Raw genomic sequence first — 19,999 nt, forward strand, 5'->3', positions numbered from 1 at the left:
CCCGGGCCCGCCCCCTTCATCGCGAGTCCCGCCGTCACGCCCGCCGATTCCGACGAGCGCGAATCCGCCCAGGCCTCGTCGGTCACCGATCCCGAGCCCGCGCCCCTCGTCGGCGCAGCCCTGAAGGTCCTGCCCCGCATCAAGGGCGCGTTCTCCCTGGTCTTCATGGACGAGAACACGCTGTACGCGGCGCGCGACCCGCACGGCTACCGGCCCCTGGTCCTTGGGCGCCTCCCTTCCGGCTGGGTCGTCGCCTCCGAGACCGCCGCCCTGGACCTGTGTGGCGCGACCGTCGTGCGAGAGATCGAACCCGGCGAGCTCATCTCGATCGACGCCTCGGGCGTGCACTCGCGACGCTTCGCGGTGCGCCGCGCCAACACCTGCGTCTTCGAGTACGTGTACCTGGCGCGCCCCGACACGACGATCGGCGGGCGCCGCATCGTGGCCGCACGCCACCAAATGGGGGCCGCCCTGGCGCGCGAGAACCCCATCGACGCGGACATAGTGATGCCCACTCCCGACTCGGGGACGCCTGCCGCCATCGGCTACGCGCAGGAGGCCGGCATCCCCTTCGCGCAGGGCCTCGTGAAGAACGCCTACGTTGGGCGCACCTTCATCGAACCCACGCAGTCCTTGCGCCAGCTCGGTATCCGCCTGAAGCTCAACCCCCTGCGCGAGGTCATCGAAGGAAAGCGCCTCATCGTCATCGACGACTCCATCGTGCGCGGTAACACGCAACGCGCGCTCGTCAAAATGCTGCGCGAGGCCGGGGCCGCCGAGGTGCACATCCGCATCTCGTCCCCGCCCGTGGTATGGCCGTGCTTCTTCGGTATCGACTTCCCGACGCGCGCCGAGCTCATCGCCTCCTCCATGGACGTCGAGCAGGTGCGCGCCCACCTCGGCGCCGACTCGTTGGCCTACCTGTCGATCGACGGGATGGTCGCGGCCACCGGGCAGGGTAACTCCCTATGCCTGGGCTGCTTCACAGGCGAATACCCCGAGACGATCCCCGCCGGGACGCCCGTGCCCGGCACACCCGACGCTACCCCCTGCTAACCCCCACGCCCGCGACGTACCCCTGCGCCGCGGGCGTTTCCCCTTCTCCGATCACCCAGACCCGGCCTCGTCGAAGGCCACCTGCGAAAGGCACCACCCATGACCGACACCCCCTTGGACTACGCGGCTGCAGGCGTTGACACGGCAGCGGGCGATCGCGCCGTTGAACTGATGAAGAGCGCCGTGGCCGCCACTCACGACTCGACCGTCCTGGGCGCGACCGGCGGATTCGCCGGCATGGTCGACGCGTCGGCGCTGCTGGGCATGAAGAAGCCTCTCCTCGCGACTTCCACGGACGGCGTGGGCACGAAGATCGCGATCGCGCAGGCCATGGACGTGCACGACACGATCGGCCAGGACCTGGTCGGCATNGCCGCAGCACATGGCTCGGTCGCGGTTGCGCGGCATTTCGACGAGGGTCACGTCCGGTAGTGCGCTCACGAGTTCGCGCGGTGCCTCGTAGATGTGGTTGTGGCGTCCCAGGAAGCAGGCATCGTGGTAGGTGACGGTCAGGGGAACCTTCGCAGGCGGCGTGGTATCCGAGGCCTTCGCCCCGGCCTCGTGTGTGGTTTCTTCATCCGATGGCACGGCCTCGTCCGCGGTGGGGGCCACCGGCGTGAGCAGGCCGTCGCGCACGAGGCGGTTGAGGAGCTGCGTGTGGTGGACGACGTCGAAGTGTCCGCCGAGCTCCGGGTATTCGCCCGCGATCGNGTGGACCGCTCCACGTGGACCGTGCCCGCCGTGTTCGACTGGGTGCGCCGCGGCGGCGACGTCACCTGGGTGGGCATGGAGGATTCCCTCAACCTGGGGGTCGGCATGGTCGCCGTCGTCTCCGAGTCCGTCGCCACCGAGGTCCAATCCGCGATCAACGAGGCCGGGGTGGCCGCGTGGGTCCTGGGCTGCGTCACGTCGATCGGCAGTGATGGGACCGTAGAGGGCGTCGGGTCGATCGATGACCTGGGCGCCGACGCCTCCGGTGTGCGCCTCATTTCCGGTACGAAGGGCGTGCAGGCTGGTGCCGTGGCGCTTCACGGCACGTACCGGGTGGGCTGATTCTTCGTTGTGCTGCGCGTTAGTGCGGGGGCGGGGCAGCTGGCCTCGGCCCCGCTTTGCTCGTGGGTTCCTGAGCGGTTGGGTGCGTCTGCGCGCGGGGTACGAGGCGCCCGTTGTTGCGTGGCGGGGGTGATGCGCGCGGCATTCCGGCGCGCGGGGTACGAGGCGTGGGCGCGGTGGGTGCACGGCTGCGGGGGCGCTCTGTTTCGGGTCGCCGAGTTGCGTGCGCATTGCCTCGCGGGTCAGGACTCGCTGTGGCACGCCAAAACGGCGGGCCGGGGAGCGGTCCGCCGGATGGCTGAGCCTTTACTTAGTGGAGGAACCACCTGTCCAGAAGGACTCATCCAGCTGTTTCGGATCGATGTCGTCGTCCTCTGCTGGAATATTCGCGAAGTCGGCGTATTTCGAATAGAGGTCGTCGTCGATTGCATCGTCCTCTTCGGACTCGTTCTCGGCGTCGTTCGCCGTGTACGAGTCCTCATCCGCCAGCTCTCGCTGAAGTGCATGTAGGTCGGTGTCGGGGCTGAAGTACTTCAGCTTCCGAGCGACTTTCATCTGCTTAGCCTTTTGACGGCCGCGCCCCATGGCGTCGACCCCCTCCGCGTCGTTCGGGTCCGCGTCAAGCGGTTCCCTGGGTGTTCAAAATGTTTCGTGGGACCATCATAGCTAATGACGGGCCTTTGCCTCACCTTGGACCGTGTTTTGCGCGCACAGCGCAGCTGGAAGTTCGTCTTTCTGGCTCGTAGAGTGGCGGAAACACGCTCGTTAAAAGCCGTGCTGTGAACGGTGTTACGAATGGGCGTGGGGCGGATATGCGCGTTCCCCTCGCACAAACGGGATGTTCGGGTGAGGGGAACGGTCGGATCAACGGTAGTTGGTGTTAGGCTTCCACGGCCTCATCCGCGGCTGCGAGAGCCGCGAGCGTCTGCGAGGCGGCCTCACGTCCGATGCGGTGCGCCTGGCGGCGGGCGCGCCGGGGCTTACGCGTGGCGAGAAGAACGATCACGGTGAGGGCACCCACCGCAGACAGTGCCACGATGCCGACCTTTTTGAGGGCCTCCGTGTTGCCGCCCACAGCGTCCTGCAGAGCCAGTGACGCGGACTTCTTGATGGCCGTGAAGCGGGCGGTGGCTTCGTCCTTCGCTTCCTGTGCGAGCGCCGCGGGTTGGACGCGCTCGTAGAGCTGATCGATTGTGGCCGCGAGTTCGGCGCGCTGGCGCTCCAAGTCGGCGGCGATCTGTGCTTCGGTGCGCGCACCGGAGGACTGCGCGGCGGCGGAATCGCCGACGGTCACGGTGCGAGGGGCGACGGTGTTGCTCACTTGCCCATTCCCTTCTCGATGGCTTGCTTAGTGGCGGCGACCGACGCGGCCGGGTCCGGGCGGTGCTTTTGTGCGCTGCGGAGCGCGGTTGCGCCGACGAGGGCCAATACGATCACGACTAGGAGGAGCAGCCCGACGACGATCAGCGACGCCGCCCATGCGGGCACGACGAGGGTCAGGGCAACCTCAATCGTGTGAAGCGTCCAGCCGAGCAGAAAGAGAGCGAAAACCGCGGCCGTCGCAAGGAGCACCGCTCCCTTCGCGCTCTTGGCGGCGAAAGCGAGCGCCTTCNGGCGCGATGACGACCTCACCCTGCGTGGGCTGGGGCGCCTGCGGTTGTGTCTGCTGCGGCTGTTGCGTCGGGGTTTCGTTCGTTGACGAGGCCGTGGCCCCCTCGGCGGCAGCGTCGACCGCGGCGGCGGTAGGCTCGGAGACGGCCTGCCCCGTGGCGGCCGTCAGGTCGGCCACGTCCTGGCTATCCGTACCCTGCAGGTTTTCACGCGACTCATTCGACATACCCCTATTCTTTCAGGATCGTGCGGTTTGTGCCGTTATGGCGCGCGGGGGTGGGGCGGGTGAGCGGGGTAAAAATCGGTTCTCGTGTGGCTTGCGTCTCTGGGAGTGGTGGTGTATGCTGTAAGCGATTGATTCTCAGTAAGGGCCGACTCGTTAGCGGCTCCGAATGCTCCACCGGGCGTTTCCTCGCGAAACGCCCGGTATTTTTCCAAAGTGGACGCAAATGTGTGTGCAGTGTGACACTATGTGTTCATGGTTGCTTCCTCAGAAAATGTTCCGGGTATCCGCTACCGGGTCGGCATCGACGTCGGCCTGAAATCCATTGGCTTCTGCGCGGTCGAGGTCGATCGCAGCGATCAGCCTGTGAGGCTGCTGAACTCTATGGTTTTCATTCACGATGCTGGCGTCGATCCCAATGAAAACAAGGCAGCAAAGAGCCGAAAGCTGACGGCTGGGGTTGCCCGACGGACCCGCCGCCTGTACCGCACGCGGCACCAGCGCCTCGTGAATCTCGATCGTGTTCTCTCCAAGGAGTTCGGCTGGCCGCTGCCCGACCTTACTTCGTTTAAGGATCCGCGCGAACCCTGGCATGTCCGTGCGGGTCTGCTCGAGGGATACATCGCAGATGATGCAGAACGCAAGGAAGCGCTCTCAATCGCGGTGCGCCACATGGCGCGTCACCGAGGCTGGCGGAACCCCTACGCGAAGGTGGAGACGCTGCTGCAGCCCTCCGAGCCGAGCGACTTCCTCGAGGGGCTCAAGGAACGCATTAGCAAAGCGTTGCGCAGGGCTTTCCCGGCTGATGCGACGCCCGGGCAGCTGGTGGACGCCTACCTGGCGCACCCCGATTACGTGAAGGAACCGGGGACGCCGAAGGTGCGTGGACCCGAGGGAATCCTCGCCGGCAAACTCCACCAGAGCGACAACGCTGAGGAGATACGGCGGATCTGCGACGTGCAGAAGATTCCTCCCGCAGAACGAGATCGTCTCATCAGGGTGGTCTTTGAGGCGAAGTCTCCGAAGGGCAGCGCGAAGGAACGTGGTCTGGTTGGCTACGATGAGCTGCCGGGGCAGGGCAAGCACGTGCGCGCTGAGAAAGCGCATCCTGCGTTCCAGAAGTTCCGCATCGTCAGTGTTCTGGCTAACCTGCGTATTCGCGAGGGACGTGAGGAGCGTGCGCTGACCCCCGACGAACTCGAGGGCCTTGTCGACTTCATCAATCAGGTCAGCCTCAAGCAGGAGGTCACCTGGCAGGACCTGGCAGACAACCTCGGTATCGAGCGTTCCGACCTGCGGGGTACAGCAAAGGCGTCCTTCGATGGCTCGCCGGTCCTGCGCAATCCTCCGACCGACGTGACCACCGAGAAGATCATGGCCTGCAAGGTCAAGTGGTTGAAGGAATGGTGGAAAGCAGCGAACGACGAACAGCGCGGCTACTTTGTGGACGCCTTCTCAAACTCCGGTGGCTCCGAGGATGGGACCGACGTCAACGACGAGGTCGCGGAATTGCTTGAACAGGCGACCGAGGAGGACCAACTCGAATTCGAGAAGATCTCCCTGCCCCAGGGGCGTGCCGCGTATTCCTTGGATTCCCTGCGTCGCCTCACCGACAGGATGCTTCGCGACGGTGTTGATCTGCATACGGCTCGTCGCCTGGAATTCAACGTTGGCGACGACTGGAAGCCCGCCGTGGAGCCTATCGGCGCGCCGACGGGTAACCCGGCCGTCGACCGCGTCCTCAAGCAGGTGAGCCGGTGGCTCCACGCAGCGACAGAGCGGTGGGGCGAGCCGACGGCTATCAACATTGAGCATGCGCGCGACGGCCTCGGGTCTGAGCGAGTGGCACGCGAACTCATGCGGGAAAACGAAAAACGTCGCAAGGCGAATGCGTCAGCGGTTGCGGACATGGCGCAGAAGCTGAACCTGTCTGGGAAGGTTCGCCGTTCTGATCAGATCAGGTACTTCGCCCTGCAGAGGCAGAACTGCCAGTGCTTGTATTGTGGCGCTCCGATCACATTCACGACCGCCGAAATGGACCACATCGTCCCGAGAGCGGATGGCTCGTCGACGAACGACCGCTCGAACCTGGCTGCAGTGTGCCGGACGTGCAACCACATGAAGGGCAAGATTCCGTTTGCTGCGTGGGCTTCATCGGACAAGGCGAACGAGGGTGTGTCGTTGGAGGGTGCCCTCGAACGCGTCAAGATGTGGGAGCGCGACAACGGCATGTCTCCCAAGCAGTTCAAGCAGCTGCAGCGCGAGGTGTCTGCCCGTCTGAAGTCCCGTAAGCCGGACGAAGAGTTCGACGGTCGCTCGATGGAATCCGTCGCCTGGATGGCCGTCGAACTGCGGACTCGCATCGAGGGCTTCTATCGTTCTCGAAACGAAGAGTTCGTGCCCTCCGTGGGGGTCTACCGAGGACAGTTGACAGCGGAGGCCAGGAAGGCCTCGGGCTTCGAAAGCCGAGTCAACTTGATCGGTGGTCGAGGCAAGACCCGTTTCGATAGGCGTCACCACGCGATGGATGCGCTCGTGATTGCTCTAATGAACCCGTCGGTGTCCCGTACCCTCGCGCTGCGTGTGAACATGCGTGACGCGCAGCGTCTTGCGGGCGTTGAGGAGAGCTGGAAGAACTTTTACGGAAAGCCGGGCGAAGCCTCGCAGCGCTTTGAGTCGTGGCGCGAGTCGATGCTCCGCGGCGTTGTGCTCTTCAACATCGCGCTGAGTGAGAACGCGATCCCCTTCGTGGAGAACATTCGCCTGCGTGTTGGTTCGAGCGTTATTCACGATGCGACGGTGCACTCGTTCTGTCCTCCGAAGACACCGGACGGTGAGCAGATCATGACGAAGGGATTCGGCGAGCAGCATTCCCTCGGTTCCGCCTTGCCCGTCGAGCTGATCGACCGGGCCGAGACACCCGCGCTGTGGACGGCGCTCACCCGATGCCCGGATTTCAACCCGAAGAAGGGGCTGCCTGAGAACCCGTCGCGCAGGATTTCGGTGAATGGAACGCGCGTGGGGCCTGAGGATCTGCTGAACTTTTTCGGTTCCTCCGCTGCTTGCCTCAAAGTGCGCGGAGGATATGTGGAACTTGGTAGCTCTATCCATCACGCGAGGATCTACCGCATTGACGGGAAGAAGATAGCGTATGCGATGGTGCGCGTGTTCCAGGTGGACCTGATGCGCATGAAGCACCAAGACGTCTTTACGACCCCACTCAAGCCTTCCGCTATCTCGATGCGCACGGCGGAGCCGAAGATTCGTCAAGCCCTGGCCAATGGAACGGCAACGCAGATCGGATGGCTGGTTGAAGGTGACGAGCTGCGGATCGACACCAGCAAGTACCGCGGAGGTTTCATTGGCGAGGTGCTGGAACGCTATCCGGAGGCCACGAGTTGGAGGGTTGCTGGGTTCCCAACATCTGCGAGGCTGCGACTTCGACCGTACCTTTTGTCCGCTGAAGGGCTGGATAAGGATGCAGATAAAGCGATGAAGGATCTTCTTGACGGAAGCGGGTGGAGACCTTCTGTTAACGTTGTGTTCTCTTCTGGGGCGGTTGAGATCGTTCGGCGAAATTGTCTAGCGGAGCCGAGGTATGGCTCTCGGGCTTCTCTTCCGACCTCGTGTGTCGTGGAGTGACTCATGTCGGAGCAGTGGCGCGTTGTTGACCTGTGCGGTTTCGAGGGAGCCCTTCGCGCCGTGCGGGGCGGCGTGGAGGTGTGTCCGGAAGGCGGTACATCGACGCTTCTCCCCGTCGCCGAGCTGGCCGTCATTCTCATCGGGATGAAAGTCAATCTGAGCGCCGCTGTTCTCCATCGCCTGGCCGAGGCAGACGTTGCGGTCCTTTTCTGTGACTGGAGGGGTATTCCGGAGGGTGGCTGCTACTCGTGGTCGGATCACGGCCGAGTAGCGGCCCGTCACCGGGCGCAGGCAGAGGTTTCGTTGCCGCGGAAGAAGAACGCGTGGGCTCGCCTCGTTCGGGCAAAGATCGAGGGGCAGGCCTCGGTTCTGGAGAACCTGAAGATTCGTGGTGGTGGCGAGCTGCTCGCGCTCGCAGACCAGGTGCGCTCGGGCGACCCGGGAAATGTCGAGGCTCAGGCCGCTCGTCTCTACTGGTCGCGGACACTTGGTAGGGGAGTGGGACGACAACCCGCGGCGGGGCAGTTGATCGGCGCTAATGCGTGTCTGGATTATGGCTATTCGGTTCTTCGGGGGCATCTGATGCGTGCTGTTCTCGCCGCGGGCCTTGCCCCGGCACTCGGTGTCTTCCATAGGGGCAGGGGGAATGCTTTTGCTCTGGCGGACGACTTGATCGAGCCGTTTAGACCCGCGATCGACGAGGTGGCGTTGTCGCTCCCCGAGACTGCGTCCCCGTCGGATCGGGAGGTGAAGCAACTTCTGGTTGCTGCCGCGTCGCAGCGATTTGACGGCGATGGGCATGGGATTCCCGCTGTCGCCGAGGCGCTTGCACAGAGCTTTGGTCGTTACGTGGAGGGGGACCTTGAACGTCTCCGTGTTCTGTCGTGGCAGGGGCCGTCTGTGGTTGGCGTGGGTGAGTGAGATGGCGGATGACCCGATGTGGTGCCTGGTGATGTTCGATCTTCCGGTGGAGACGAAGAGGCAGCGGCGTGAGGCGACGCGTTTCCGTAACGATCTGCTGGATTGGGGTTTCTGTATGGTCCAGTTCAGCGTGTATGTGAAGTATTGGCCGACGGGCGGGCAGGATCATGCGACGTTGCGAGCGATCAAGTCTCATCTGCCGGAGGGTGGGCAGGTGCGTGTGCTTGCGCTGACGGATCGTCAGTGGGCGACGGGGCTCCGTTTTGATAACGCGAGGCCTCGGAAGGAGGTCGGAAGCCCCGAGCAGCTCATGATTTTCTGACGTTGAACCCCGAGTTTTTGGCTGTTTTATGCCGAAAACTCGGGGTTCTCAGTATATCAAAGGGGATGGATGATTGATTCTCAGCTCGCAGGTGACGCAGGTCGTTGGGTTGCCAGTATATCAAAGGGGATGGATGATTGATTCTCAGCGATGCGCGCACGCGGCGGCGTCACCATCCAGTATATCAAAGGGGATGGATGATTGATTCTCAGCGGCCGGGCGTCGAGACGACGGTGGGCAGCAGTATATCAAAGGGGATGGATGATTGATTCTCAGCCGTATTCTGTGGGGTGAGCGCGGTTACGCAGTATATCAAAGGGGATGGATGATTGATTCTCAGCAGAGCCGACCCTCACCATGACTTTCCGCCAGTATATCAAAGGGGATGGATGATTGATTCTCAGCGGAAGCGCCTCGACGCGCTCGAGGACCTCAGTATATCAAAGGGGATGGATGATTGATTCTCAGCCAAGCTTGGATTGGACCGAGCCGAACATCAGTATATCAAAGGGGATGGATGATTGATTCTCAGCTGAGGGGATGACGGCGATCCAGGCGGCTCAGTATATCAAAGGGGATGGATGATTGATTCTCAGCTAACTTGATCTTGTTCGCCTCGTCATGACAGTATATCAAAGGGGATGGATGATTGATTCTCAGCTAATGGGGGCGCTACTAGCGCAACCGCGCAGTATATCAAAGGGGATGGATGATTGATTCTCAGCCACCACCGACACCCCTACTGAAGGAGACCAGTATATCAAAGGGGATGGATGATTGATTCTCAGCAGATCGTGCAGATCAACGGTACCACCCTCAGTATATCAAAGGGGATGGATGATTGATTCTCAGCTAGTGTTGTGTTGCGCCATGCTTTCATACAGTATATCAAAGGGGATGGATGATTGATTCTCAGCCCGCTGCGCGGTCGAACGCTGATGAGAGCAGTATATCAAAGGGGATGGATGATTGATTCTCAGCACGGGGGCGGCGTGCAGGTGGTGATCCCCAGTATATCAAAGGGGATGGATGATTGATTCTCAGCCGCACCGCGAGCACGACGGGGGGTTCAGCAGTATATCAAAGGGGATGGATGATTGATTCTCAGCGCCACCCCGCAGGGGTTCCAGGCGTGGGCAGTATATCAAAGGGGATGGATGATTGATTCTCAGCCCTCGGACAGCCAGCCCACGTCGACCATCAGTATATCAAAGGGGATGGATGATTGATTCTCAGCCCTTCGCGGCGAGCTGCTCGAGGCTCGTCAGTATATCAAAGGGGATGGATGATTGATTCTCAGCCGAACTCAATCACACGCATGTTCGCGGCCAGTATATCAAAGGGGATGGATGATTGATTCTCAGCCATTGGTAAGTACACCGCGCTCGTTGATCAGTATATCAAAGGGGATGGATGATTGATTCTCAGCGCAATCCCCATGGGCGCTGTGAACGTCGCAGTATATCAAAGGGGATGGATGATTGATTCTCAGCCTCCGCATCGCGGACCTGACCCGCGCCTCAGTATATCAAAGGGGATGGATGATTGATTCTCAGCGTCAGCAAGGATCGCCTCCGCAGCATTTCAGTATATCAAAGGGGATGGATGATTGATTCTCAGCCGTCGCGGCGAAGGCTCCCGTTCAGGTCCAGTATATCAAAGGGGATGGATGATTGATTCTCAGCAGACACGAAGGTTCGCGCTATCGTCGGTCAGTATATCAAAGGGGATGGATGATTGATTCTCAGCTGTGGGGCGTCAACGCGACCGCGCAACACAGTATATCAAAGGGGATGGATGATTGATTCTCAGCCGGTTGCCCACCGCTTGGTCAGGACCCACAGTATATCAAAGGGGATGGATGATTGATTCTCAGCCTGCGGAGTGGCTACCCGTGGTCCCCAGCAGTATATCAAAGGGGATGGATGATTGATTCTCAGCACCCGCCGCGCCACACGATGCCGTCATCCAGTATATCAAAGGGGATGGATGATTGATTCTCAGCCGTACTTGCCAACATGGCGCAACATGTCCAGTATATCAAAGGGGATGGATGATTGATTCTCAGCCGTGCGTCGCGCGCTCTACGCGCTGTGCCAGTATATCAAAGGGGATGGATGATTGATTCTCAGCATGGGAGCATCCTCCACAACCCAGCCGACAGTATATCAAAGGGGATGGATGATTGATTCTCAGCCGCCGTGCGGTCGCCGTGGCACGCGCGCCAGTATATCAAAGGGGATGGATGATTGATTCTCAGCGTTGCCGCGTGGTCAGGGAACCTCGGGCGCAGTATATCAAAGGGGATGGATGATTGATTCTCAGCTGTCGGTCTTCTTTCGTGTTTGGGGGTGCAGTATATCAAAGGGGATGGATGATTGATTCTCAGCGGCGCGGACGTGTCCTCCTTTATGGGGGCAGTATATCAAAGGGGATGGATGATTGATTCTCAGCCCGCCCCGGTAGCCGACGTACCTGTGAGCAGTATATCAAAGGGGATGGATGATTGATTCTCAGCTAGGGTACACATCCTTGTCGAACGCAGCCAGTATATCAAAGGGGATGGATGATTGATTCTCAGCTTTGATCTTGTGACTACAGTCTATCGGACAGTATATCAAAGGGGATGGATGATTGATTCTCAGCATCGGCCTCCCATGCTGCACGTGATCCGCAGTATATCAAAGGGGATGGATGATTGATTCTCAGCCGCGCCGCGCTGGGCATCACACGTTTGGCAGTATATCAAAGGGGATGGATGATTGATTCTCAGCCAACGCCTCGTAGCAGGGCAGGAGGACTCAGTATATCAAAGGGGATGGATGATTGATTCTCAGCTGGCCTCCCCAGGGTTGTCGAGGCGCTGCAGTATATCAAAGGGGATGGATGATTGATTCTCAGCCGTAGCACGCGCGCTCTACGCGCTGTGCCAGTATATCAAAGGGGATGGATGATTGATTCTCAGCTCGCGAGGCCGTCCTCGAACTGGACGTGCAGTATATCAAAGGGGATGGATGATTGATTCTCAGCGCGTCCAGGTGTGTGGCCTGTATCCGTTCAGTATATCAAAGGGGATGGATGATTGATTCTCAGCTACCAGTTGTGTTGGTCGAGTAGTTCTTCAGTATATCAAAGGGGATGGATGATTGATTCTCAGCTACTGAGTTCAATGCAGGCGATGTCTATCAGTATATCAAAGGGGATGGATGATTGATTCTCAGCACCGGCGTCTGCGCGCGCGACCACGTGCCAGTATATCAAAGGGGATGGATGATTGATTCTCAGCACCTGCGCGACGACCTTGACACGCTAGCCAGTATATCAAAGGGGATGGATGATTGATTCTCAGCGATCCTGCGCGCGACCCCCGCCGCGCGCCAGTATATCAAAGGGGATGGATGATTGATTCTCAGCGGTCGCGCCGTCGTAGGCAGGGAAGGGACAGTATATCAAAGGGGATGGATGATTGATTCTCAGCCGACCTGGCCTGCCGTCGAGGTCACAATCAGTATATCAAAGGGGATGGATGATTGATTCTCAGCCGACCTGGCCTGCCGTCGAGGTCACAATCAGTATATCAAAGGGGATGGATGATTGATTCTCAGCGGGGCGTGCCCTTGCCGATCTCCCACGACAGTATATCAAAGGGGATGGATGATTGATTCTCAGCCCGTCGCACTGCCACTCAAAGTCGAAGGCAGTATATCAAAGGGGATGGATGATTGATTCTCAGCCCGCCCCGGTGGCCGACGTACTTGTGTGCAGTATATCAAAGGGGATGGATGATTGATTCTCAGCCGACGGCGATCGCGCGCGTGGTCCGCCTCAGTATATCAAAGGGGATGGATGATTGATTCTCAGCCTCGTCCCGATCCACAACGCACAGGCAGCAGTATATCAAAGGGGATGGATGATTGATTCTCAGCGGGACGCCGCGCTCACGCAGCGCTTCGGCAGTATATCAAAGGGGATGGATGATTGATTCTCAGCCGCCGTCCGATCGCCGTGCGCCGCGCGTCAGTATATCAAAGGGGATGGATGATTGATTCTCAGCCTGCCCTGTCGCCTCACCCTCGCACACACAGTATATCAAAGGGGATGGATGATTGATTCTCAGCGGTGCCACGCTTCCCCGCGCGCTTCCTTCAGTATATCAAAGGGGATGGATGATTGATTCTCAGCTGCGTCCCATTTAGCCGCGTGGTTATTGCAGTATATCAAAGGGGATGGATGATTGATTCTCAGCATTTCATCATTCGACAACGACTAGTAAGCAGTATATCAAAGGGGATGGATGATTGATTCTCAGCCCGAGTTCCTCGCCCGTTACGGGTATGACAGTATATCAAAGGGGATGGATGATTGATTCTCAGCGGTTTGTGTTGTTTGGGTGTCGGGTGGTCAGTATATCAAAGGGGATGGATGATTGATTCTCAGCCGTTGTCGCTGTGCCCGCATGTCAGACACAGTATATCAAAGGGGATGGATGATTGATTCTCAGCACACCACCATTACCAGCCTGGACCTCCGCAGTATATCAAAGGGGATGGATGATTGATTCTCAGCCGAAACAGTGGCAAGCGTCGTCCGCTGGCAGTATATCAAAGGGGATGGATGATTGATTCTCAGCCAACGAGCTTCACACCATCCTGGCTAGGCAGTATATCAAAGGGGATGGATGATTGATTCTCAGCTCATTGCTTCGACAGTGGGCAGGTCATCCAGTATATCAAAGGGGATGGATGATTGATTCTCAGCGTTGCCAATGACGGTGATTAGCGTTTCTCAGTATATCAAAGGGGATGGATGATTGATTCTCAGACGCCCACAGCGCAATTCGCCCATCGGCGCAGTATATCAAAGGGGATGGATGATTGATTCTCAGCCGGATCGCGCGCGGCTTGGCAGGATGACCAGTATATCAAAGGGGATGGATGAATGATTCTCAGCCTTCGATGTCAAGGTACTGTCGCTTGTTCAGTATATCAAAGGGGATGGATGATTGATTCTCAGCGTGGCGCATACCAGCAGACGCCCTGCAGCAGTATATCAAAGGGGATGGATGATTGATTCTCAGCGCGCTCGGCGCGCTGTGCCCACTTCGCTCAGTATATCAAAGGGGATGGATGATTGATTCTCAGCAACGTGGATGATCAGTGCATCCTCGGGACAGTAGGCGGTGTCAAAGGGGATGGATGATTGATTCTCAGCCAGCTCACCAAGGCTCATGCCTAGGGCTCAGTATATCAAAGGGGATGGATGATTGATTCTCAGCGCGTGGCTTTGGCCTGGTCCTCCATGGCCAGTATATCAAAGGGGATGGATGATTGATTCTCAGCCTTGACCATTCCGTCCGCGATTTCGCGGCAGTATATCAAAGGGGATGGATGATTGATTCTCAGCTGATGGCGGCGCGGGCGGTGGCGATAAACAGTATATCAAAGGGGATGGATGATTGATTCTCAGCTGTTACACCTTGTTACGGGCTTGTTACACAGTATATCAAAGGGGATGGATGATTGATTCTCAGCAGCGGGGACGATGCTCGCGCCGCGCAGCCAGTATATCAAAGGGGATGGATGATTGATTCTCAGCCATCCAGAACATCACCGCCCAGTTGGCGCAGTATATCAAAGGGGATGGATGATTGATTCTCAGCGCCACCCGGATGGCCTCCCGTGCGGTGTCAGTATATCAAAGGGGATGGATGATTGATTCTCAGCGCCACCCGGATGGCCTCCCGTGCGGTGTCAGTATATCAAAGGGGATGGATGATTGATTCTCAGCATCCACGTAGTAACCAAGCGCCTGACCACAGTATATCAAAGGGGATGGATGATTGATTCTCAGCCCGACCGAGGTAATCCACGTCGTTGATGCAGTATATCAAAGGGGATGGATGATTGATTCTCAGCCGGGATGACGTGGGGGATGCCGGACTTCCAGTATATCAAAGGGGATGGATGATTGATTCTCAGCGACAACGTCACCGGCGACCTGACCACTGCAGTATATCAAAGGGGATGGATGATTGATTCTCAGCCCTATCGCCGAGTACGCCTCGGGCGGCGCAGTATATCAAAGGGGATGGATGGCGGTGTCAATGGGTGGTAGCAATGAGTTCGTTGAATGCTTGTAGGTAAGCAATGACTGATCCGGAAAATAAATAGCGGCAGCAGATATAATGAAGAGGTGAGGACCTCCTTCGGCCCATTTGGCGGTCGATTACTTCATGACTAGGGAAGGGGCCCCTTGCTTCCTAGGCAGGATTCTCTACCGATGTCCGCCCGCTGGGATGGATGATTGTCAGCTTGATAGCAGGTGCCGTCGTAAAAAGGGCGGGACCCATTGCCCGAACGTTCTGACGGTCTGTTATTTCAAGACTAGTTCAGGGGGGATTCCCGCTCCGCGGGCGAGTTTAGCACATCTTCTTTCCGGCGTGCGCGGGCATGTAGAGGCCTCCCTGAGGACGCCCCTAGCGCTCGCCGCGGCTCCTGCCGCATCCTACCCCGCTACCAAAGAGAACTAAGGCGATAGAGGGATGTTGGCAAGGTGCAGATCCACTCCTACATCTACGACGTCTCCCACAAATTAATTGCCGCGACACCGGTGTCACATGGAAGATCCTCACCCCGCCCCCACGTCGGCCCATGGAATGACACCTGGGAAGTCCGTGTCAACCCGCTCTCGCTCCCCAAGGTCCTCCTGCGCGTCACCCTCATAGTCGATGCGGGGCGCCCCGCAGAAGTGCACGACCGCATCCTCATCTCCCCGCCATCCCCGAGTCCTCCGAAGCTCCCGATTACGCCTCCGCCCTCGGCAAACGTCTGGACGGCGCGCGCATTCGTGACAACTGGAACGAAGAGGAGTTCCCCCGGCTCTCCAGGATCAGGGAAAATGGCTCCGACGCCGGGTGGCGGGTCCTCATCCTGCGCGTCCCGCCCGCACGAAGAAGCTCCAACCTCGCGCACTTTCACGTACGAGGCCGGGGCTCGGTCGCGTGGAACAGGTACCGCCGCTGTCAGGCCAGCCACTGGTAAGACGCAACCGCGATCGGGATTCGAAGCGTATGGCCGCTATTCGCAGGCCACACCGTCCTTGTCGCGGTCCAGAGCAGGCCGGTAGCCTGGGTCGCCAACGTGCAGTGGCGCCACTCCGGCTTCCCGCGCTTCCGTGCAGTTACTGTAATAGGCGCGCTCCGGTTGCTTCTTCGGCGCGGGTGTCTGGGGGGCTGGTCCATCGACTGCCTGTTCCGCCGCTGGAGGCTCCTCGCTCGTCGGCTCCTCCGAGATCGGCTCGGGTTCGGGCGTCACTTCAGGCTCGGACGTTACGGAAGGCGCGTCGCTGGGTGTCGATTCTGGCGACGCAATGGTGCTTTCAGTGACGGTCAGCGTGATCGTCGTCGAGGTCGGAACATCAGAACCAACACTGTCCTGCTTGGTGACCTTATAGCCGTCCTCATAGTGTGATTCCAGAATTGTCATTCCGTGGTCGTCGATCACCGCGTGGTTTCGGTATCCGGAATTCTCCAGCTTCTGGATAGCATCAGGCAAGGCCATGTCGACGACGTTTGGTACCGGCAGGTCGCATGCGCTCACCGTGCACGCCACGAGAAGGAAGCCAACGATCGTGGCCGCGAAGCGTCTCAATAGTAGCCAGCACTTCCCAAGCAACATAGACGCCCCTCCTTAAGGACGAAACGATATGCGCACCAACACGTACGCTTGCTCGGTATCCTACAGGAGAGGCATGCGTTTTCAGTAAGTGTACGCGGGTGTCGATGCTTGCGAGGCACCCTGCCCGGTATGGGAGTGTATGGTAGACGCCTCGCTTGCCCGGGCAGTCGCCGGTGGCTGCGGCGCGGCAGGTGGGCTATAGAACATAACGTGTTGGTCGGGGTTTGGACTCAAGCGTCGTCGGGGGAGGTGTCGGCGGCGAGGAGTCGGCGGGGGAGGGGTCGGTGGCACTGGCGTGCCCGTGCCGACGGTGGGGGTTGGCCGTGACGTGCGCTTGCGTCGTCCGTCATTGTGCTTGCGTGCTTGCGCCGCCGATGGGAGCCATCCCATCGGGAGGATTGCACCCGTTAGGGAGGATTGCACATGATCCATTGGGGTTGAATCTTCCCGATCGGGTGTAACGCCTCATCGGCAACAAGCCTCACTGCGGAGCTGGCCGCTAGTCGTCCCTTAGTCATTGTCGGCGACGCCCCACCGGCGTTTACTGGCGCCCCGCCTTACACGCGCCCGTGCAGCAGGGTCCCGTTTCTGCCGGCGACTCCCTACCGGCGTTAATTGGCGTCCTGCCCTACCCGCGCCCGTGCAGAAGGGGCCCGCCGGTGACTCCCTACCAGCGTTTACTGACGCCCGCCGGGCAGTCCTGCACCAGTGAGGGAGCATGACACCAGGGGTAATGGTGGGGGTTTTGCAGCATTAGAAGCACCCCCTCGGCGTGTCGCCGGCGTGTCGCGCCCCTAATGGTGCAATTCCCCCCGTTTGATGGCGCAGTCATCGGCAAGCACGTCACGCACGGGTCCCCGTGCAGCGCAAGTCCCACAGTTTACTGTCGGTGAGGTCACGCCTCGGGGCGGCGCCGCCCAAGTCGCAAACCACCTCGATGAAACACGTTGACAATGGGCTGTCGTGGGCAAGGTGGTCTGCGTTGTGGACACAACGGCGCCTGACCTGGCGTATCGCTCGCACATGACCGCTGAACATGCGCGTTAACCCCGCGACACGCACCTCAACCCCTAGATATGCGCCAGGGCGCCGCCCACGCGCGGATCAGGGGGCCTGCGCCCGCAATAGCGGGCCCACGCGCGCGGCGAGGAACGCAGGCAGCAAGCGCGCTCGCAGCAGTTTCGCATGCAATTCAATTGAATGAACTTTCAACAGTGTCCGCAAACGTTGCAATTCCAACGATATGAATGCGCGGTGCGACACAGTGTCAGGGGAATTGCATGCGACATTCGTGGGATAGCTCGCCGGGCGGGAGTCATACACTATCACTCATAGCACCGCCAGTAGCACCGCCGGTAGCGCGCCAGCGACCTGGCACGGTGGCCTGGCACGGTAGATACTACCGACGCAAATAACCTGCCCAAGCCCCACCGAGACAGATCAAGGGACCACGCACAGACTCACAATTTAACAACCATCTCCAACACCAACTTTCCCGCATCAACAAGCCGAAAAGTCACCACAAAACCAACATGATTTGTCCATCCTCATAGTTAGTCCCAACCAACTAAAACACTGACTTTCCCGCGCAACAAAGCCGAAAAGTCACCCCTCCAGCAACACGTTTTGTCCATCCTCCAAGTTGGCTGCCACCAACTTCAATACCGACTTTCCCGCACCAGAAAGCCAAAGAGTCACCCTTCCAGCAACACGCAGTGTCCTATAACCCGCGAGGTGCCCTGCCCGGCATGGGCGCGTGCGGTAGGCGTCTTGCGCGCCGGGGTGGTCGCCGGTGACCGCGGCAGAGCAAGAGGATAAAACAAAATCCCCAAAGCGAATGCTTCGGGGATTGCTGGTGGCTCCGACCGGCGTCGATCCGGTGACCTTTCGATTTTCAGTCGAACGCTCTACCAACTGAGCTACAGAGCCAAGACCTGAACCGAAGTGGTCTGGTCGGCGACCCCGACGGGACTTGAACCCGCGACCTCCGCCGTGACAGGGCGGCGCGCTAACCAACTGCGCTACGGGGCCTCACAATAGGTAAGACCTATTCACTTATGCCGTTCACATACGCGACCGGCTGGTACCCCCAACGGGATTCGAACCCGTGTCGCCGCCGTGAAAGGGCGGTGTCCTAGGCCGCTAGACGATGGGGGCCTACGTGGCCGTCGAACTGGCGTCCGAAGACGGGAAATAGTTTAGGCAGAATCAGCGCAGCACGTCAAAACGAAAATGGGTGACCCCGCACACGTTACCAAAAAATGTTGCGCTTGTGCGGAATTCACAGGATTTCATCAGCAAGGCGACCTACCCTTGAAGCATGACTATGACACCTACACTCGGTGCCCTCGCCCAAGCCTCGGGCGCGCTCATGCGCGCCGCCGCAGACTCCCAGTCCGGCGCTGAGGCGGCTGTGGCTACCACCATCGACCTCACTCTCCTGATCCTCGGCCCTGTCATCGGTGCCTTCCTGGGGGTTGTCGTGTCGGTCGTCTTCAACGTCCTCGCGCGCAGGGCGTTTGTGAAGGCCGCCACCGCCTCGTCAATCCTGGCGCGCGTGCGCCGCTCCGCCCACTTCACTTTCGCCACGTGGGGCGCGTGGATTGGGCTGGGCATCGCGCTCGTGAACCCGCACCTGTCTGAGTGGAACGGCTCCTCTGTTACGACATTCCTCATGCACGTTCTCCTCATTGCAGGACTCGCGTGCCTGACCTGGATGGCCTACGCGGCTGCCTGGGTCTTTGAGGACGCGGCGAGAGCTCGTCAAGAATCCGACAAGGGGCGCTCGCGTCGCTTCGAAACCCAGGCGCAGGTTTTGCGCCGCTTCACGCAGGGAGTCGTCGTCGTTATCGGCGCGGTCGCTATCGTCGGCACGTTCGAGGCCGCGCGCCAAGCAATGACCACCGTCCTTGCCTCAGCTGGCGTCCTCTCGGTCATCGCCGGTCTTGCCGCCCAGCAAACGCTCGGCAACGTCTTCGCTGGCTTGCAGTTGGCGTTCACCGACGCTATCCGCGTTGGCGACGTGGTCGTCGCGGGCGACAAGCAGGAAACCGGTTCCGTTGAGGAAATCACGCTCTCATACGTGGTCGTGCGCATCTGGGACGAGCGCCGACTTATCATCCCCTGCCGCTACTTCACTCAGACGCCTTTCGAGAACTGGACGCGTCGCGCCGCCGCACAGCTGGGCACCGTCGAACTGAAACTCGACTGGTCCGCGCCCATGACGCTTATCCGCACCAAGGTCGAGAAGCTCCTCACGTCTACCGACTTGTGGGATGGGCGCACGTGGGCAGTGCAGATCACCGACTCTGACGAGTTCACTGTGACCGTGCGCGTGCTCGTGTCCGCGAATAACTCCGCTAACCTCTCGGACCTGCGCGCCTACCTGCGTGAGCAACTCATCGCTTGGATCGTCGCCGAAGAACCCTGGGCGCGTCCCGTTCAGCACATCGAACCGCGCCAAACCGTCACCGTCGAGCAGGATATGAGCCGCGA

At 59.6% G+C, this 19,999-nt stretch carries 9 protein-coding genes, 3 tRNA genes, 3 pseudogenes and 1 CRISPR repeat array; of the genes and pseudogenes, 7 read left to right on the forward strand and 8 right to left on the reverse strand.

Annotated features, from left to right (window positions below; genetic code table 11):
• Positions 1 to 1,056: amidophosphoribosyltransferase (purF, locus tag BQ7477_RS08615; protein ID WP_234968764.1), on the forward strand; the 1,056-nt coding region annotated here is incomplete at its 5' end.
• A gap of 99 nt (positions 1,057 to 1,155) precedes the next feature.
• Positions 1,156 to 1,425 (forward strand): annotated as a pseudogene (locus tag BQ7477_RS12470) (phosphoribosylformylglycinamidine cyclo-ligase); the annotation flags it as partial.
• 3 nt (positions 1,426 to 1,428) lie between these two features.
• Here the strand turns inward: BQ7477_RS12470 and BQ7477_RS12475 are convergent.
• Positions 1,429 to 1,770, reverse strand: a pseudogene (locus BQ7477_RS12475) (heterodisulfide reductase-related iron-sulfur binding cluster); the annotation flags it as partial.
• Between BQ7477_RS12475 and BQ7477_RS12825 the strand changes: the two are divergent.
• Positions 1,768 to 2,109 (forward strand): annotated as a pseudogene (locus BQ7477_RS12825) (phosphoribosylformylglycinamidine cyclo-ligase); the annotation flags it as partial. The pseudogenes BQ7477_RS12475 and BQ7477_RS12825 overlap by 3 nt on opposite strands.
• Positions 2,110 to 2,415: 306 nt before the next feature.
• Here BQ7477_RS12825 and BQ7477_RS08635 read toward each other — a convergent pair.
• The 3 genes from BQ7477_RS08635 to BQ7477_RS12480 form a co-directional block, all read right to left on the reverse strand.
• Complete coding sequence (locus BQ7477_RS08635; protein WP_073983614.1) at positions 2,416 to 2,694, reverse strand: DUF3073 domain-containing protein; 279 nt, start codon at positions 2,692 to 2,694, stop codon at positions 2,416 to 2,418.
• Positions 2,695 to 2,989: 295 nt separating this feature from the next.
• Positions 2,990 to 3,430, reverse strand: coding sequence for a DUF3618 domain-containing protein (locus BQ7477_RS08640; RefSeq protein ID WP_073983615.1), 441 nt, complete (start codon positions 3,428 to 3,430; stop codon positions 2,990 to 2,992).
• Positions 3,427 to 3,681 carry a phage holin family protein gene (locus tag BQ7477_RS12480; protein WP_234968766.1) on the reverse strand — a complete coding sequence of 85 codons (255 nt, stop codon included), beginning with the start codon at positions 3,679 to 3,681 and terminating at the stop codon, positions 3,427 to 3,429. Before BQ7477_RS12480 ends, BQ7477_RS08640 begins: the two co-directional genes overlap by 4 nt.
• Positions 3,682 to 4,198: 517 nt before the next feature.
• On the opposite strand from BQ7477_RS12480, the gene cas9 reads away from it, so the two are divergent.
• From cas9 to cas2, 3 genes are read left to right on the forward strand one after another with little or no spacing between them, the layout of a single operon-like run.
• The gene (gene cas9 / locus BQ7477_RS08650; RefSeq protein ID WP_073983616.1) at positions 4,199 to 7,585 is read left to right on the forward strand and encodes a type II CRISPR RNA-guided endonuclease Cas9; all 3,387 of its coding nucleotides are present in this window, start codon (positions 4,199 to 4,201) and stop codon (positions 7,583 to 7,585) included.
• A 3-nt stretch (positions 7,586 to 7,588) separates the two neighbouring features.
• Positions 7,589 to 8,506 carry a type II CRISPR-associated endonuclease Cas1 gene (gene cas1, locus BQ7477_RS08655; RefSeq protein WP_073983617.1) on the forward strand — a complete coding sequence of 306 codons (918 nt, stop codon included), beginning with the start codon at positions 7,589 to 7,591 and terminating at the stop codon, positions 8,504 to 8,506.
• Between the two features lies 1 nt (position 8,507).
• Positions 8,508 to 8,828, forward strand: a complete 321-nt coding sequence (gene cas2 / locus BQ7477_RS08660; RefSeq protein WP_073983618.1) for a CRISPR-associated endonuclease Cas2 — start codon at positions 8,508 to 8,510, stop codon at positions 8,826 to 8,828.
• 49 nt (positions 8,829 to 8,877) lie between these two features.
• Positions 8,878 to 14,871: a CRISPR direct-repeat array (repeat unit 36 nt; unit sequence CAGTATATCAAAGGGGATGGATGATTGATTCTCAGC).
• Between the two features lie 1,033 nt (positions 14,872 to 15,904).
• On the opposite strand, the gene BQ7477_RS11130 is transcribed toward cas2, so the two are convergent.
• From BQ7477_RS11130 to BQ7477_RS08680, 4 genes are all read right to left on the reverse strand, one after another.
• Entirely contained in the window at positions 15,905 to 16,504 is a 600-nt protein-coding gene (locus BQ7477_RS11130) for an excalibur calcium-binding domain-containing protein (protein WP_084795768.1), read from the reverse strand.
• Positions 16,505 to 18,357: 1,853 nt separating this feature from the next.
• Positions 18,358 to 18,433: transfer RNA gene (locus tag BQ7477_RS08670), tRNA-Phe, on the reverse strand.
• Positions 18,434 to 18,461: 28 nt separating this feature from the next.
• Positions 18,462 to 18,535, reverse strand: a tRNA-Asp gene (locus tag BQ7477_RS08675).
• A 50-nt stretch (positions 18,536 to 18,585) separates the two neighbouring features.
• Positions 18,586 to 18,661, reverse strand: a tRNA-Glu gene (locus BQ7477_RS08680).
• Positions 18,662 to 18,824: 163 nt separating this feature from the next.
• Between BQ7477_RS08680 and BQ7477_RS08685 the strand changes: the two genes are divergently transcribed.
• The coding region (locus BQ7477_RS08685; protein WP_129582566.1) for a mechanosensitive ion channel family protein at positions 18,825 to 19,999 on the forward strand (1,175 nt) is incomplete at its 3' end.

This window comes from Actinomyces bouchesdurhonensis, from assembly GCF_900128465.1.
Taxonomy (GTDB): Bacteria; Actinomycetota; Actinomycetes; order Actinomycetales; family Actinomycetaceae; genus Pauljensenia; species Pauljensenia bouchesdurhonensis.

Bases quoted from the DNA above. Each gene is read 5' to 3' on its own strand.
- BQ7477_RS08635 (WP_073983614.1), bottom strand. From the start codon at position 2,694: ATGGGGCGCGGCCGTCAAAAGGCTAAGCAGATGAAAGTCGCTCGGAAG.
- cas2 (WP_073983618.1), top strand. From the start codon at position 8,508: ATGGCGGATGACCCGATGTGGTGCCTGGTGATGTTCGATCTTCCGGTG.
- cas9 (WP_073983616.1), top strand. From the start codon at position 4,199: ATGGTTGCTTCCTCAGAAAATGTTCCGGGTATCCGCTACCGGGTCGGC.
- BQ7477_RS11130 (WP_084795768.1), bottom strand. From the start codon at position 16,504: ATGTTGCTTGGGAAGTGCTGGCTACTATTGAGACGCTTCGCGGCCACG.
- cas1 (WP_073983617.1), top strand. From the start codon at position 7,589: ATGTCGGAGCAGTGGCGCGTTGTTGACCTGTGCGGTTTCGAGGGAGCC.